The organism is Vibrio sp. 1180_3 (assembly GCF_029478545.1).
Classification (GTDB): domain Bacteria; phylum Pseudomonadota; class Gammaproteobacteria; order Enterobacterales; family Vibrionaceae; genus Vibrio; species Vibrio aestuarianus.
This window is the reverse complement of record NZ_SJFM01000021.1, coordinates 25024-41684: the sequence shown is the minus strand read 5'-3', so window position 1 is coordinate 41684 and position 16661 is coordinate 25024. Positions and strand designations below refer to the sequence as shown.

11 protein-coding genes, 3 tRNA genes and 2 pseudogenes are annotated in these 16661 nt (G+C 42.8%); 2 read left to right on the top strand and 14 right to left on the bottom strand.

Annotated elements, in window-relative coordinates; all coding sequences use genetic code 11:
* Window positions 1–95 precede the first annotated feature (95 nt).
* From EYW48_RS13545 to EYW48_RS13515, 6 genes and pseudogenes are all read right to left on the bottom strand, one after another.
* A pseudogene (locus tag EYW48_RS13545) lies at window positions 96–617 on the bottom strand (IS21 family transposase); the annotation flags it as partial.
* 353 nt (window positions 618–970) lie between these two features.
* Window positions 971–1160, bottom strand: a pseudogene (locus tag EYW48_RS13540) (transposase domain-containing protein); the annotation flags it as partial.
* Between the two features lie 727 nt (window positions 1161–1887).
* Window positions 1888–2235: a hypothetical protein gene (locus EYW48_RS13530; protein WP_274680166.1), complete on the bottom strand. Its 348-nt coding sequence runs from the start codon at window positions 2233–2235 to the stop codon at window positions 1888–1890.
* 78 nt (window positions 2236–2313) lie between these two features.
* Entirely contained in the window at window positions 2314–2652 is a 339-nt protein-coding gene (locus tag EYW48_RS13525) for a hypothetical protein (protein WP_274680167.1), read from the bottom strand.
* Complete coding sequence (locus EYW48_RS13520) at window positions 2649–3860, bottom strand: DUF3596 domain-containing protein (protein ID WP_274680168.1); 1212 nt, start codon at window positions 3858–3860, stop codon at window positions 2649–2651. The genes EYW48_RS13525 and EYW48_RS13520 overlap by 4 nt, the downstream gene beginning before the upstream one ends.
* Window positions 3853–4089 (bottom strand): hypothetical protein, encoded by a 237-nt coding sequence (locus EYW48_RS13515; RefSeq protein ID WP_013856671.1) that lies wholly within the window; start codon window positions 4087–4089, stop codon window positions 3853–3855. Before EYW48_RS13515 ends, EYW48_RS13520 begins: the two co-directional genes overlap by 8 nt.
* 100 nt (window positions 4090–4189) lie before the next feature.
* Between EYW48_RS13515 and EYW48_RS13510 the strand changes: the two genes are divergently transcribed.
* Entirely contained in the window at window positions 4190–4408 is a 219-nt protein-coding gene (locus tag EYW48_RS13510; protein ID WP_171375557.1) for a helix-turn-helix transcriptional regulator, read from the top strand.
* Window positions 4409–4835: 427 nt separating this feature from the next.
* Here EYW48_RS13510 and EYW48_RS13505 read toward each other — a convergent pair.
* From EYW48_RS13505 to EYW48_RS13495, 3 genes are all read right to left on the bottom strand, one after another.
* Window positions 4836–4912: transfer RNA gene (locus EYW48_RS13505), tRNA-Val, on the bottom strand.
* 25 nt (window positions 4913–4937) lie between these two features.
* Window positions 4938–5014 (bottom strand) — tRNA-Val (locus tag EYW48_RS13500).
* A 38-nt stretch (window positions 5015–5052) separates the two neighbouring features.
* A tRNA-Val gene (locus EYW48_RS13495) sits at window positions 5053–5129 on the bottom strand.
* A 272-nt stretch (window positions 5130–5401) separates the two neighbouring features.
* Here EYW48_RS13495 and EYW48_RS13490 point away from each other — a divergent pair.
* Entirely contained in the window at window positions 5402–6463 is a 1062-nt protein-coding gene (locus EYW48_RS13490; protein WP_277432544.1) for a GGDEF domain-containing protein, read from the top strand.
* Here EYW48_RS13490 and EYW48_RS13485 read toward each other — a convergent pair.
* From EYW48_RS13485 to EYW48_RS13465, 5 genes are all read right to left on the bottom strand, one after another.
* On the bottom strand, window positions 6451–7125 hold the full coding sequence (locus EYW48_RS13485; RefSeq protein ID WP_053309403.1) for a DUF2726 domain-containing protein: 675 nt from the start codon (window positions 7123–7125) through the stop codon (window positions 6451–6453). The genes EYW48_RS13490 and EYW48_RS13485 overlap by 13 nt on opposite strands.
* Window positions 7126–7455: 330 nt before the next feature.
* Complete coding sequence (gene pulA, locus EYW48_RS13480) at window positions 7456–13497, bottom strand: pullulanase-type alpha-1,6-glucosidase (RefSeq protein WP_277432543.1); 6042 nt, start codon at window positions 13495–13497, stop codon at window positions 7456–7458.
* Between the two features lie 376 nt (window positions 13498–13873).
* Window positions 13874–14665 carry a hypothetical protein gene (locus EYW48_RS13475; protein WP_053309401.1) on the bottom strand — a complete coding sequence of 264 codons (792 nt, stop codon included), beginning with the start codon at window positions 14663–14665 and terminating at the stop codon, window positions 13874–13876.
* 186 nt (window positions 14666–14851) lie between these two features.
* Window positions 14852–15826 carry a chemotaxis protein gene (locus tag EYW48_RS13470; RefSeq protein WP_171979645.1) on the bottom strand — a complete coding sequence of 325 codons (975 nt, stop codon included), beginning with the start codon at window positions 15824–15826 and terminating at the stop codon, window positions 14852–14854.
* Between the two features lie 24 nt (window positions 15827–15850).
* Window positions 15851–16612: a transporter substrate-binding domain-containing protein gene (locus tag EYW48_RS13465; protein WP_253910099.1), complete on the bottom strand. Its 762-nt coding sequence runs from the start codon at window positions 16610–16612 to the stop codon at window positions 15851–15853.
* Between the last annotated feature and the right edge of the window lie 49 nt (window positions 16613–16661).

The window sequence follows — 16661 nt, the reverse complement described above, 5'->3', positions numbered from 1 at the left end:
ATGAGAAAATTATTTATACAACAAGTATGTAATATGAACTACATCATATTCCCTAAACGTTCCTACAAATACCCAAAAAACATAACCAAATGTAACGCACCTAAGGTTGCCACGAACACTTCTGCTTCGCGCACTTCGCCTGTGTCAGGATTAACTACCTGAAGCCGAGGCCCACAGTAATTGATAAACAGCTTATCACCTGCCACATGGAGCTGACGCATACTGCGCTTTTGGGTTTTGAACCAACGAGTGAAGTGCTCGCAGAACTGAGTGTACGCGTAAGCTTGCTCTTGATATTGCACATGATATTCCTGCCAGAGCAACATCTTCGTCATACCTTTACGTCTGAGTTCGACAGCGTATTGAGTGAAGTCTGGCATGACTTTATCGCGACTGGCTTTCTTGCCGTGATACAGAGCTTGAGTGATATCAGCATCGCTGCAATTTTCAGGCAGAGGCCAACCAAGTTGGCTTTGTTTAAAGCGAGTAAGGAGTTCCGAGATGGTGGACAGGCCGAGTTTAAGGCAAGAAGCGTTGCTGCGATTTGAGAGACCGCAGTCGTACTTAAGGCGCAATACCTCTTTGATTTTGTTCATTGGAGTTCTCTTTTTTGCCATGGTCGCTTCCTTACGTTCTTGTTTAAGAAGTAAAGAATAGCGAGCTATTGATTTAAAAGAGAAAAGGGAGGGTTTCGGACATTCCGATCGCGGTTTTCGCTATTCCGATCGCCGATTTCGGAGTTAGGCTAAAAGTGATCGGATAATCCCGAAATGACTGATCGGAATGCTCCGAAATATGCACGTGACGACGGAACAGCAAGAATTTGAATTGTTTTTAGTAGAAAAGTACCCACGACACAACTATTTGGATCCGATATCGCCCTATGGGTTGGTTGTTACGATGATTTAGTCATTGACTTAGGGATACTAGCGTAAAACGTAGTAAACGCCCCATGATCCCACGGGGCGTTTTAGTGTGAGAGGTTCCAAGGAAGTAGTGAGTTGATATCAGGCTCTGACTTTGCCAGTTCTTTCATACATTTGACCATGTAATCGTAGAGTATCAGTCCGTTAGCTTTCGCTGTTTCAATGCTTGGATTCATATACTAAGATGATGCTATACAGCAAAGCACTCACATCAGCACCAAGCGGATTCGTCGAGAGTCGAGTAACCCCCCAAGCTTCTCACGGAACCGTACGTGATAGCCTCCCTTCATACGGCTCTTGATCACACATTCGATGCACTAAGTAATTCCCAGTGTGCAAAAGAATTTCGGTCTTACCTTCTGAAAGTGATGAAGCCTTCGCTCAGCTTCACGAGTCGGTATCCGATATTTATTGCTCGCCCATTTAATGAATCGTGACTGAAATACGCTCCGTAACCGGTAACTAAAAGTACGATACCAGAACTTTTAGTAGTAATTAATCCAGCCACTGAGGGGCGCATTATACCGTTCTGCCAACTCCTTGATTGAGTCGTCTTAGTGATTTTCTTCATCGCTTTCTTTGAAGCTCCTGGTGCACATTTTCAAACCAGTTCACCCTTGAAATTTTTCAACGTTCGCACCCTGAAGTCATACCCCTGAAACGTGAATACTTTCTTCACATTCCAACGTGGGAAGGTATCTATGTAGACAATATTTGTCTTGCTTTCATATACGAGCAGTAACACACCAGATCATCCTCATAACGCTCAAACTGAATATGGCGCCTAATCTAAGTCATCTCATCAACGGACTTTTGTGGAAGAGCAATAAAGTCTCTATTCTTGGGGTGATCCTAGTCACCCCTTTATTCCTCTCCCACAACTTTGGCGTGATGTGAGCGAGGATATGTTTGAGAATCGACGTGAAATTGCTCATCGTTTACCCTCCCAGCTAAACCAAATTCACTCTTCGTTGAAGTAGTCTCTGTGGTCGTCTTTAGTAATCCCTGTGTCTTCTCTGTAATAAGGTCGACGGATTCCGCCATTACAGCTAGGCGGACAAGTAACCTCTGAATTGGCGCAATCCGCCAGACGGGTTTGGCTCATCAATCCAGTAGTAAATCCGGTACGACACCCCAGTTTTTTCTCCATCAGAATACCCATTCTTCTCACCTTGGAACGAGCCGTATCTATCTCTCGGCGGCTCATTCCCATTTTTTCGCCCCACTCTTCAATCGATTTAATCAAACCACCGATCAGCATCTTTGATGCGTTTTGACCAGTACAACGCCTGACTGAACAGTAAAGCACCGGTAATACCGATGCCCAACTGAACAAACGTACGATGAAAAGCTATGGGACGGTCTAAGTAGTCCAACATACATTCACCTACCAAAACATGCTCTGTGTATCACGTCTAGCATTCTGCCCGTTTACAAAATCGTCAAAGCGATACTGTATCAAATCCATAATTAAATCTGGTGAAACTCGCCCCACCGTAGAGTGATAATGCAACAGAACATTCATCACCCCTGAAACGAAAGCCTCAATCATGCCTTCTTCATCCAAAACGGCACTAGAGACAGGTTCAAGTCGTACACGGATCTGCATTTTTACTTCCGGTTTAAACGCCAAAATATCTGGTTTGCTATAGCGAAAGAAATGACGCTGATTTAATACATCTAGACACAAACTGGCGCAATGAACGGTCATGGTGTTGTATTTCATTGATTTCTCTCCTTCAACTGCGTCAGTAAGCGTTCAAATGCTGAACCATCCTGACGAGTCAGGTTAGGAACGTAACGACTGTAGATTTCGAACAACATTTTTGTGTTGGAATGCCCCATCTGACGAGCTATCCATTCTGGCGCTTCCCCTGCGGCTAACCAGAGTGTCGCGGCAGTATGTCGAGTTTCGTAGGGACGACGATAAGGTAAACCCATTTTCTTTAAAGTTGGCTTCCAGACCCGATCTCGAATGTTACCTTTATCTAATGGATTACCTTCGGCGTTACAAAAAACGAACTCTCCTGCCCCAGTGACTTCTTTCTGACTTTTGAGCGCTTCTAACACCATACTCGACATATGAATATCACGAGCGGAGCCCAGAGTTTTGGTGGTATCCATCTTCCCCTGGACATAGGTTTCACGAACACTAATAACCCCAAGACGAAAATCCACATATCGCCATTTCAGACCATCGATTTCAGAAGTGCGCATGCCGGTAAAAAAGCGCACCAGAAAGTAATTGCGATAGTCAACTTTCACCGCATTTAAGAAATCCATCACTTCTTCCAAAGTAAACGGATTCACGTCGCGCTTTTCTACTCGCAATGGTTTGATGTTTTCAAACTGGGAACGAAACCCATAACGATCTGCAGCTTCACGTAGAATCATCCTAAGAGGTGTCATTACATGATTGACAAAGTCAGTAGACAGCTTGGTTCCATCCGGTTTAGTCTGCATTAACTTTGCGCGGTACTTGAGGATGTCTGGCCGCTGAATTTGATCGACATCCACATCACCAAACTCTGGCACTAGATAACCAAACAGATACACTTTCATGCTATTTACATAACTCGTTTTCCAACGGACCTCATTTTCTCCGAACCATTCATGGGCAAAATCTTCGAAGGGAATGCTGGTAATTCCCTGCAGCCCCTGCGAAGCCGTTTTATAAGCACCGAGCAACTCTTCCTTCTTCCGCCGAGCTTGGATATCTTGTTTAACAAACTTTGATGCATTTTTTGACTCTGGAAAGTATTCACTGTAAACAAAACAGCCTAAACGGATATCTGCATCGATCTGGTTTAGAAGTTTAGTTAATTTTCGGCGATTGTTAGGGTTATCAGCCAAAAGTGTCTGCTCACGACAGCGAATATTATGATGACGGAAATCCATAAATAGCTTATCACCACGAGCCCTAATACTAGCCATAACATACCCTCCCCGCTGCCATTGGAATATAAACGGCATTTCGTGTCGCACTTTGATATAATTCCGCCTCAACCTCTTCCCATATGTAAAGAATTTTTCTACCATTGAAAGGTCGAATGTAATGTTTACCTTCGATGAATACTGAGTCTCGCAGCCTTGAATTGATGTAGTTGCCGCTAAATTTAATCCGAGCTGCGAGTTCTTTTACTGTGAGTAGTGTTTGGTCCATATTGACCTCCATTATTGTGTTTTATCAGGACACACAGTCAATATAGATGAATCAAGGTGTCCCATCAAGACACTAAAATAAATCATTTTGGAATATCACATTGATTCGTTATAACCTAAAACAATTAATAGAAAAAAAATCTCTGCAAGAAGGGCGAAAAGTTTCTGGAGCTGAGATAGCCAATGAGATCGGCATTCAAAGATCTGCGATGGCCAAAATGATTCGTGATGAAGGGTATACAACGACAACTAAAACTCTTGATTCTCTATGTCGGTATTTTGGTTGCCGTATCGAAGAATTAGTGACTTACGAAGATTAAATGCTGATTGATATTCGTGGCATCTTCTTTAGGGGTGGCCAGGGGACTATAGCTCAAAAATAATTTTTGGTAAAAATACAAGCAAAGTGGAATCACGCCGTAAATTCAACCTGTGCACATATCTCCTCAAAACGCCATCCTATATACTATGTCAGCTTAGGTACTTAAGCTAAAAATTGTTCGGTCAAACAAAATCCAGATCTTACTAAATCAAACTACATTTCCAGCGAGGAAAAACGGCGAGGGCACCGAATAGGCACAATGGTGCCCACAGGTGTCCATGGCGACAATAGTCAATAAAATTTACGTGAATAAAACAGAATAAATATTTGAGTAAAAGAAGAGAAATAACAGAGAATGTACAAGTATACTTTACAAGCTTCAGAAACAATAAAACCCGCTAATATGCGGGTTTTATTGAGAAATTTGGTGGGTCCGGGCGAACTCGAATCGCCGACCCCCGCCATGTCAAGGCGATACTCTAACCAACTGAGCTACGGACCCAAATTACATATTTATTCAAAATATATGGTGGGTCTAGGCGAACTCGAATCGCCGACCCCTACCATGTCAAGGTAGTACTCTAACCAACTGAGCTATAGACCCAAATTTTTTGTTCTTATGCATTAATGATGCAATCAAAATGGTGCGTCCGAGTGGACTCGAACCACCGACCCCCGCCATGTCAAGGCGATACTCTAACCAGCTGAGCTACGGACGCATATCTTGTGAACGAGGTGGATATTAACGGCTGTTTTTCTATGGTGCAAGTCTATTTTCTTTGTTTTTGAGCCAGTTGGCGTATCTATCGCCAGCTTGGTTATTTTTTATTCTTTTTGGTGATTTTTCAGTAAAAACTCCAGTCAAACAAAAGCGTGGCACAGATCACGATGTCTAAGTTTATAGGTTATGTGAAACCAAGTATTGATTCGATCTAATTATCTCGTACTATAGCTGTCATTATTATAACTATGCAATATGGTGAAAACGCGCATGGATGCTAGGCTTTTCAATCAGACTCATCACTTACGGGCCTCCGTTCTCTGTGGTTTAAGTTTACTGCTCACGATTGTCGCGCTGTTCTTCACTATTTTTAATATTTTTTATACTCATAGTTATGAGTTAGCGACATTGGAGTTCATATTCATGTGCTACTCCACCTATGTCTATAGTAAGGCAAAACAAAGTTCTCACTCGCTTGCACATATCTACTTGTATGTTTACTTTCTTATTCTCATTATTGGTGTCGGCACCTTTGTACAGCCAATTGCTAACGGGCTGTTTTTTTGGACAAGCTTCTTCCCTGTTCTACTTTATCTGTTGATGGGAGTTAGGCATGGAAGAATTGCGGCAGGTGTTACTCTCACGGTACAGCTGTTCAACGTTTATTATCAATCGTCGTCAAGCGGTGTATACAACACCATACCAATGATGATTAATCTTGCTTTTTGCTACTGTGCGATATGGACTGTCGCGCACATTTTTGAATCCAACAGAAAAGATACCGAAAACTCATTAAGGTACTTGGCATCAAGAGACACGTTAACGGGTGCACATAATCGATTAGCGCTTATTCATGCTTATGCTCACTTTGAACAATATAAAAGTGACACATCACTGTGTCTGTTAGTGATAGATCTTGATTACTTCAAACAAGTGAATGATACCTATGGTCATGACGCTGGTGATAAAGTACTTATCGAATCTGTGTATTTAATGTCCAAGTTCGTTGGAGATGACAACCTATATCGTATTGGTGGCGAAGAGTTTTGTGTCACCTTGTTTGACCACGATATCGAGCAAGCTGAGCGCATTGGAGAAAAGCTCCGTCAATGCATCAGTCAACACCTCTATTCATATGGTGACAAACGTATCGAACTCACTTTAAGTGTCGGTATTTGTAAATATAGAGATGGTGATAAGCTGGAGGCTTTGCTGAAATTAGCAGACGTTGAGCTTCATCGAGCAAAGAAAAATGGCCGAAATCAAGTTAGAATATGTCAGACGGATGAACATCTCCAAGGATCCTCAGAGCTTACCCGTCAAAACTCTTGATTGTCATCATCAAACTCATACACCACATTATAATTTTCAGTGTAAGTACAATGAGGCTGTCGACTGCAAGTAAAGAAGCGACGGCCTTTAAAGTCACCCTGACTGGCAATTTTAATGATCATTGGGCTGCCACACTTCTTACAAAATCGCACTTCTTTGTCGGTTTCGATCAAATCGATATGGGCTGCTAATAACCTTCGTAGCTTACTGACTTGGTAGCTATATTTAATATTGGCGCCAATTAAAGGAATACTCGCTGACTTGCACACATGTATAAGCAACTTTTCTCTTTCAACTTTGCCTTTATATAGCTCTTTGCCATTATCAAGTTCAATGATCACTCTAGGCTCAAATGTTCTCGGGTCACAGACAACGAAATCGAAGTAGCTTTTGGCAATACGGCTATTGGCAATGAACCACTGTTTTTTGTTAAGTTTTGCACTAGGTGAGACCACATTCGACATACAGACTTTGGCCAATACAACAGCGTGATCACCTACGGCTGATTTTAATGCGTTGTAAAACGTGCTTTCAGAAGCATTCAATAACGCGCTTTTTCTCTTGTAGCTGTAGTCTTTTGTATCATCATGTTTAATCACATATTTTTGAATGAATATGAAAAAGATGACGAGCAGTGCCACAATGATAAAAATATTGGTCATACGATAAAAGCTATCCTGAAGTGATTTTCTAACTCATTAATTAATAAACGAAGTTCTAATGATTGGCTAGTTTATTACTGTGGATTTGTCGCAGAGGGTGACTTAATCCACAGGGTAAGCGCTATCAAGGCGAGAGTACGCGCAACTGATGTCTTATTCAAATAGAAAAAGCTCGCCGAAGCGAGCTTTTAATTATACATTTTCGACTTGAAGCCACAGCGATGTTGGTTACGTTCTTTTACCCCAATCACATAGCATGTCTATGCTCATGGTGATTCATTCACTTACCGCCTACCTGCAACTCCAAGTAGTTTGGCTATAGCATAAAGATCAATCGATCAATAACAGACGCCCAGTTAATGCAGGAACGCTTATTGTCGTTGTGCCAAATTGCGTACCAATTACCTCTTCACTCATTAAATCAATCAATTGAGTTGTCGATTTGATCAACCCCATATCAAGGTTTAAGGTTCGCTCTTCCGTACTGGTATTGAGTACATAAAGGATCTGCTCATCTCCATGCACTTTAAGATCAGCATATAGAGTGTCATCAATCCACACATTGCGTCGTTCACCTTTGGCTAAAGAAGGATACTGACTGCGTAATAACATCAATTTACTGACACTGCTCTTCAGTGCTTGTTGCTGTGGTGAAAATAAAACCGCATCAACTTTACCGCTAGAGCGAGCGACGTGGTCATCACACAAACCTAAAATTGCACAATCTTGAGTTACTTTTGCCGCGAAGTTTTCTACTTCATCACCTATTTCTTCTCCATAATAGAGCGTGATAGGGCCAGAATAAGCAGCAAGGAAACTGAATGCGGCTTGGTGACGAGCGTAATAGTCTCCCAGATTACCTCGTTGAATAAGGTCACCAAAGCGCACCAAGTCATGGTTACCCAGCATTAAATTTGGCATCGCATGGTAAGGGGATTTCGTTCGGCTATTCCAGCTTGCCTCTAGGCTTCTAGCGCTACCGCTTGCTCCAGATTCTTCCACTGCTAATGCTTGTACTAAGCCATAGCGTAATGGGAAGTTAAATGCAGAAGAGAGCGCTGGATTGGCATCACTACCATAAGCCGTTTGGGTAATATCATCCGCACCTTGCCACACTTCACCAACCATATAGCCGAGCGTACCCCATGATTTACCTGCATTGAAGTTATCTCGCGAGGCTTGTTCGACTGCCGCACGCAGGGTTCGCCACGTATCAAGCGGAACTTGATAAGCTTGATCTAAACGCCAACCATCAACACCAAATTCACGAATCCAATAGGTGGCAACTTCACTAAAGAAAGCTTCACTCGCTTGGTTTGGATAAGTCACTAACTGCCCCGGATAACCGCTTTCGCCGCTGTGAAGTTGCGGTAATTTCCCGCTTGGTGACGCTTTAACACCGACAGCGCTAGTGTGACCAAATACACCATCTAATAATACGTACAACCCTTTTTGATGCGCTTTATCGATGAGTTCTTTGAGTTTGGCATTACTGCCAAAATTTGGATCGACATTAAAGTAATCACAAGCAAAATAGCCGGTTGCATCAAGCTTATCATCCCCATTTTGGCCTGCACAGGAGTCAAAGATTGGGGTTAACCATAATGCATTGACATTGAGGCTCGCAATGTAATCCAAACTATTGATGATGCCTTGTAAATCTCCACGGTGGTGGGAATTTCCATAACCCACGCCATAATCAGCATTTGAGTCTCCATCAACAAACGATTCCACCATCACTTGATAAATGCGTAAATCACACGCAGGGTTAGTATCTTGATAACAGGCATAATCAATACCGGTATCTGACACCCCAACCACCAATTGTGACGCATTTGATGCATCCAGCGTAAATTTCCAAACGCCTTGCTCAGTCACTGTCAACTTGATATTGCCGTTGCCCGCATCTTCCAGCATTGCCGAACCATTTGCGCTGCTAAATCCACCAAAACCGAGATTTAAAGTGCTCCAATCTTCAGAGGCAATTTTAAATTCGTATACGCCAGGCGTTAAATAGCCTTCAAATGCATAGAGACCATTTTGCTGATAAGTTAATGGATTAGTGAGCCCCCAACCATTCATCGAACCGCGAACATACACCGACGTTGTACCGTAAGGTGCAACGTCAACGGGTGGAGTTTCGACGCTAAGCCCTGCTCCTTGTTCGCCTTGTTGTGGCATAACAAAAACGGCCGCGGTTAAAGCTGGAACAGTAAAACGACCATTATCAAAGCGACTCTCTTTGACTCGTGCATCCTGCGAAGTTATCAAGGTCGGGTGAAGTTCAAAGCGCTGCGCATTCGGGATCACGACACTTTGCTCTGCGGTATTAGCGTTGATCGCAACCACTATCGCCTCTACGTTTGGATCCAGATCCACACCAGCTGAAATACCATCATTAACCGACATCACTATCATGCCAGGCTGAGCATTTGGCCCCGTATTATGGAAGCGCACGCGGTTCAATACCTCTTGCTCTGAAATCAGTTTAAGCAGCGGTGTTTGCGCACGAATCGAGAGTAATGCTTTGAACGCGTTGTCTGTCCACGCGATATCTTGCGGCGATGCTACCGTGTTAGGGTTGGCAATCACACTTTGAATTGCACTCCAGTTGGCTTGATCTTTATCAGCCCTAGGCAATCCCACATTCCAGTTATTGCTCTGCTTGCTAAAATCAACGCGGTTGTACCAATCACCACTATCGTAGCTATCACGCGCCATCGATTTTGAACGAAGTAACTCAGAGCCCATGTGGAAGAAAGGTACGCCTTGTCCTAGCATCACCGGAGCAAGACCAATGATTTGCATGCGCGCTCTATCAGCCGAGCTAGTTTCCGGTTTCGCTTTATACTGGTTAAAATCCCACAATGTTTGATTATCGTGCTTAGAGACATAGTTGATCGACTCTTGCGGGTCGAGCGTATAGGCTGCACCTTGGCCACCGTATTGAAAATCTCGGCCAAGTACCGTCATTCCACTCGCTGTTTGCAAAGGATAGGCTTGTAAGTTTCCTGCCATACCGTAACGAATTAAATCCATTTTAGATTTCAATTCATCATTAAAGCGATCACCAGCGTTAGCAAAACCTGGGGTAGTTAATAGTGCATCTCCGCTGTCAAAAGGACCACCACCACGTACACCATCGCGCAATCGATCGTTATAAGTGCCAATACCCGTTCCAGCCATTGGCCACTGCGTCGCATTTTCGCCTCTTGCGCCATTAGCAACTTCACCAAAGTTCCAGCCTTCACCATAAAACCAAGTGTCAGGATCAACCGACTTCGCCGCATCATAGATGGCCAGCATGCTGGATTTCATCAAGTGGCCCATCAGATCAAAGCGGAAACCGTCAATTTTGTAGTCTTGCGCCCACATCATTACGCTATCGGCAACTAACTTCTCAAACATACGGTTTTCTGAAGCGGTATTATCACAGCAACTTGAGTTTTCAACCGCACCAGTAATTGGATTCAAACGGTGGTAATAACCGGGAACCGCTTTATCCAACACAGATTTATCATACAAGCCTGACGAATAGGTATGGTTATAGACCACATCTTGCACCACTCTAAATCCAAGTTGATGCAGTTTTTGCACCATTTGGCGGTACTCTTTCACCCGTGACACACCATCACTTTGCACTGCATAACTTCCTTCAGGTGCACTGTAATGGAAGGGATCATAGCCCCAGTTGAAGCTATCTAAAGGCCGTACATCCGCCAGTAAAGCTTGCGCTTGTGGCGTATTAGGATCGGTATTTTCCAACAACGAAAGAATGGTCGCGTTCATTGACGTGCCATCAGAACACAATGACGCTTGAGGATTAATGCCACACAATTTTGCTACCGTGTCATTAAGATCAACCCGTTTTTCCACCTCTTCTGGAATAGAGGCTAAATCGTAACTCGGCAACAGGTGAATGGTGGTTAAACCGGCTTGTTTTAAACTTTTTAGTTGTGCAACGCTGTCTCGCTCTTCTTCTAAAAAGGCGAGGTATTTACCATTGTATGCCGCTGTTCCTTGATTATCACTGTTACTAAAATCGCGAATGTGCAATTCATAAAGAATGTTATCTTCAGGATTGCTCAGTTCAGGGATGACTTGGTCATCCCAACCATCCGGTTTTGATTCAGCCGCAGTTAAGTCAACTAATTGCGAATAGAGACTAGATGTGCTGAGTGATTGCGAATACGGGTCGGTAATAGTCATCCATTCCAGTTGCGCCGTTTTCGGATGATAAGCTTGTACGCGATAACGGTAAAAACTGTTTTTAAGTGCGCTATCACCTTGGTAGTGCCAAATACCCGTGGTCGGATCTTCGACCATCGGCTGCGGAGAGCGACTACGAAGAGTTTTATCTTGGTCATAAAGATAAAGCTCTACCTGCTGTGCGGTTGGAGCCCACAATGCAAAGTGCGCACTATTACCATCTATCCAAGCACCAAGTTTCGCTTCATCCGCATCATGACTACCCGCCGTATAAAGATTATCAACGACACCGGGGATCTGCACTTTTGTTGCAACAAGCACTTTACCTTCAGTATCTCGAGCGACTGCAATCATTTGTGTTTTCAACAATGCTTTAGCTTGTTCGTCGTTCACATCCAGCGTAAATGCTGTTCGACCAGTTAAATGTGGGAAGCGAGCATTGTTTGTCACCCCTGACAGCGCTAATGGGTAATGCGTAAATTGTTCAGGATGGGTAATGTCACCACCAGCTTGTGCTCGGCTCCAGAGCTCATAACTGGCCGCTTTGCTGTGATCAAACCACGCCAATTGATTCACAGACAGCCAGTGTGCTGCAGCGCCTTCGATGCTGACATTAACTTGCTCATTCGGAGAATAGTTCAGCGCCGTACTACCATGACGTGTGTAAAGGGTATTACCCTTTACAAAATCAAGGATAAGATCATCGCTGCCCAGCGCTTTATCGTTACCACTATGAACAATAAAGTTCATGCAATTGCCGTGTTCTGCTTTTAGTGGAATACGATACATCGCACCGTAAGTTGGATCAATTTCAGAGGCTAGATAAGGGTTACCCCAATCTACGCCATTGAGGGAAGACTCAGAGACTGAGTCACAACTACCGTTATTCCACAGATGTAGCCCCCAACCGTCATAATTATTGTCATCACGCAGGTAATAAATAATCGCTTCTTGATAACGTGGCGTTGGCTCAGTTGTCGAGTTATCTGCCTGTTTCGGTTGCGGGTCAATACTATCGGGGATACCATCACCATCGTCATCGCTAGAGGCAAAATCCCCTAACCCATCATTATTAGTATCAAGGCTTTCTAGGCGATCTTGCGGGAACACATCTTGTTGGTTGTTAACGCCATCGCCATCAATATCGTCATCTTCACTATCAGTAATGCCATCATTATCAAGGTCTGCCGGTTGATCGTTTTCATCATCAGCACTTGTGCCTAAACGCTCTTCATCGGCGTTACTCCAACCATCACCATCACGGTCATCATCTTCGACATCCGCTATACCATCACCATCGCTATCAACAGGGTGGCTAGAAGCGTTATAAGGGTCGGAACCTAATCGCCATTCGGTTTCATCTGACCAACCATCATTGTCATCATCCCAATCGGCGTGATCACCAATACCATCATGATCGGAATCAATACTCTCTTGAATATCATGGGGAAATAGATCGACTAAATCTGCGACGCCATCTCTATCACTGTCGAAACCAATGACTGGCTCACCATTTTCAAGCATCAACGTTTTATCACGAATATCCGTTTTATCTCGTTTGGCCTTTTTGATCTCATTACCAAATAATTGACTGGCTTTTTTTAACGTATTCGAAAGTTCAGGCAGTGTGGATTGCTCGATAGTAGAAGGTAATAATTGAGCCAGCGCTTTCGCCGACTGAGCAACAACAATGTTGTTATCGACGTAATCTGCTTTTATATCCAGTGTCGGAATGCGCAACGCTTTTTTCAGTTCTGCGAGTGCTTTTTTCTCTTTCTGGCCACGCTGCATCTGCACACTAAGGTAGGTCGTAAAAGGGTTAATGACGGGGTAATTGGCAGGAGCAGTCATGACATAACTACGCGCCGTTTTCACCGCTGGTATGTCCTGATCAATACTTTCCCCTTTAGTGACCGATACCATCAGGTAATGATTTTTTATATCACCGTGCAGACCTTTGACATTAATTTTCGCGATACCATTGTCGTCGGTATAAGCCTGCGGTTCGCCTTGATCAAATTGGTGATTGCTATTTACATCTAGCCAAACATGAGCATTAGTTAAATACCCATCCATGACTTGAACTTCAAGCGAGTCATTACAACCCGCTAGCATACCAATTGAAGCAAACGCTAAAGTCATTCTTGTTAGGTTTGTTTTCATTGTTGAAATCCGTGTTTTAACGTTATTGCTAGTCCTGCTCTCACTACTGGCAGAAAACCATTGAGTCAGTAGATGTATGACTACATTTACCTAAGTTAACGTTATAGTTACGGCACCACTCATTACCTCACCCTTGCTTCGCTATGTTTAGGGCGTAGAGCTAAAGGATGAGAGTCAAAACACAGAGTTCAATCACAATCAGGACAAAGGAGATGAAAGGTAAACATCGGAATTTTGGGAAAAATGTGATCTAAAATACAAACCGTAGAATGAGGATCAAGTGAAGATGAAAGATTATTACATTTCAACCAATGTAATAGAGTTTGATCTTAGTCCCATCAAGCACTTAGCCTGTTTAGTTAAGGGAGGGTTAAATTTATTCAGGTAACTGCAAGGGAATAATCGTCCTATTTTCAGGGTGAAGAGCATCTAGGCTATGACGCCAATGTTTATTAATTAGCTTATTCATTAACCCGCTGCTTCTTGCCTTAATCAAAGCCCGCTCTATGATCGGTTTGTAGGGTTTCGCATCTTGACTAAGGTAAAAAACAAAATCACTTTGATATTGCAATATCAAACGTTGCTCGATAGCAAGGTAAGGGTAAGATTCAGCCTCATAGGAGATCTCATTCATTCCTCTCGGAAAATAATGGATAGGACCTTCTACCGATAATTTCCGGTATAGCCCCCGCCACTCTCCGTCTTGTTCATAAACGTGAAGGTTATTTGCTCGCCATACGTCGACATCGTACCAACTAATACCGAGTCCTGCCGTTAAACCTGAACGCTGTAAATCACTCAAAGTGTGGATCTGGTCAAATGTGCTTTGTAGCTGTGGCGGAATTAACAATATTCTTTGCCCAATAAGCCCATTGGTCAGAGGTACGTTGACTGATGGATACTGCGCGTCGCGATCTTTGGTTTGAAGTAACCACATTACGGACAACTGATTATTTTCAACCATTTTAGTAATACGCTTTTGCGGAATACTCTTCTCCGTCGCCACAACATTGGCATTAATACCATCCGCTTTAAGTGCTTCAATAAGCAGTTCGTGATAATAAGCATGACCATTATCTTGCAGCGTAGGTAGACGTAAGGTTAGGACACGCTCATGTGCAAGCACTTGAGCACTAAAACAAACCAATAAAAGAGAAACCCATTTCATAATGCCATCCAAAGCCGTTAACTATTTCAACTATAGTTCGTTTATGGGAGATATGGTTTGTTTAGCGAGGGATAAAATACTTTTTTCAAACACTCAATGGATTTTGAGCACAGTTTTGCAATAAAAGTGGAGGATTGCAGCAATGGGCCTCAAACAGAGGCCCATAAAAGCTTAGATAACGAACAATTATTCGAAGATATATTTATCCATCATCGTCACCATTTTACCAATTTCTGGTTTGGTAATGGTGTCATTCGCGCCTAAGGCCAGTGCCTTAGCTCGGTTATCCTCACTCATCAATGATGAGAACATGACAATTGGGGTATCACGGTACGCATCATTCTCGCGCAGACGTTTAAGTAAATGCATACCGTCCATGCGTGGCATTTCTACGTCAGTAACGATCGCGTCAACCAATTCTGAAACCGCCATATTTTCGGCTTTAGCAACACGTTCAATGTCCATTAATTTTTCGTAAGCTTCACCACCATCTTTACAGGCGATAATGTTATAACCCGCTGAACTCAACGTATCTTGGATTAAACTACGAATAAACGCTGAATCATCAACAACCATAATGGTTTTTGCATTACGTTTATTGACCATTTTTTGATTCAAATCAACAGAACGATCCACCTTGACGTCGTATTTTTCCATACTCAATTCAGGGTTGATATCGGCAATAATTTTCTCAAAATCCAAGATCATGATCAGGTTACCGTCTTTACGTACCACGGCCACTACACAGTCTTGTTCACCAGCTTCAAGAAATTGGCTCGGTGATTCAACATCATTCCAAGAAATACGATGAATACGGCTAATACTGTCAATTAAAAAGCCATTAGTCATACGGTTAAAATCCGTCACGATAACAAATTTTCGCTCTAATGTTTGACTCGTCGGTACACCCAACCACCCCGCAAGATCAACCAACGGTGTGAGAACATCACGTGAAGAAAATACACCTATCATGTGGGGTTGTGCATTTGGGTAATCTGTTGTGTCAGGAACTTGTATCACTTCCCTTACTTTCGCAACGTTAATACCGTAATAACAGGTTTTCGTGCGTCCATCTGGCAGTACCTTTTCTAAATGAAACTCAATGATTTCAAGTTCGTTGGTACCACTTTCAGTTAAAATTGTACTACTTGGGTTGCTCATACTGGTCACTAATCTTAAAGGTGGTTATCGGTATTTGTTTAGTATGGCTTGATATCGATTCACGCCATCATCATTATTGGTATTTTTAACTTTATCAATACCATTTTGTAAATCGTCTAACAGGGCTTGGTCCACATTTTTGTTAAAAGCATAGTAAAGTAATCCCTGTTTTAAGACATAAACCGTTTCAAACTGATCTGTTTTGTATCCCGCTTGCTTAATCCACCAATGCGCAGATCGTTCATCATAAGCGATTAAATCAATACGTTTTTTTATCAACAGTTCTGCCAGCATGGTGGCATTGGTCGATTCTTGCATTGATTCCCTAGGAACGCCATATTGAAGTAATAATTGTTCGCCAACATCATCTCTTATGACACCAATCTTATATGATGTGATTTCTAAAGGTTCTTCTAGCGTAATATTACTTCCTTTACGCGCAATGATCGTCACTTTAATAGTATCAATCGGCCCAACCCAATGAAATAGATCTTCCCGATGTTCGGTTCTGGTTGTAGAAAAAAGCACCGCATCTTTTTTCAAAATAGCAGAGCGATACGAACGAGCCCATGGTTGCAAAACGACTTGACTGAGTAAAACCTCGTGCCCAGACAAAGTAGCAGCTTCTTGGAGTAAATCGACTGAAATCCCCGTCACAGCGCCTTGATCAACAAAATTAAAAGGCGGATAAGATTCCGTATAATAAGTCAGACTTTCAAGGCCACTCGAATGTACGGGTATCACGGTGAACATGGTCAACAAAACGGTAAGTAGAATAAAACGCATGGTTTTTAGTGTGCTCATTCTTTACCTCATGTAACGTTATCTGCCTTTT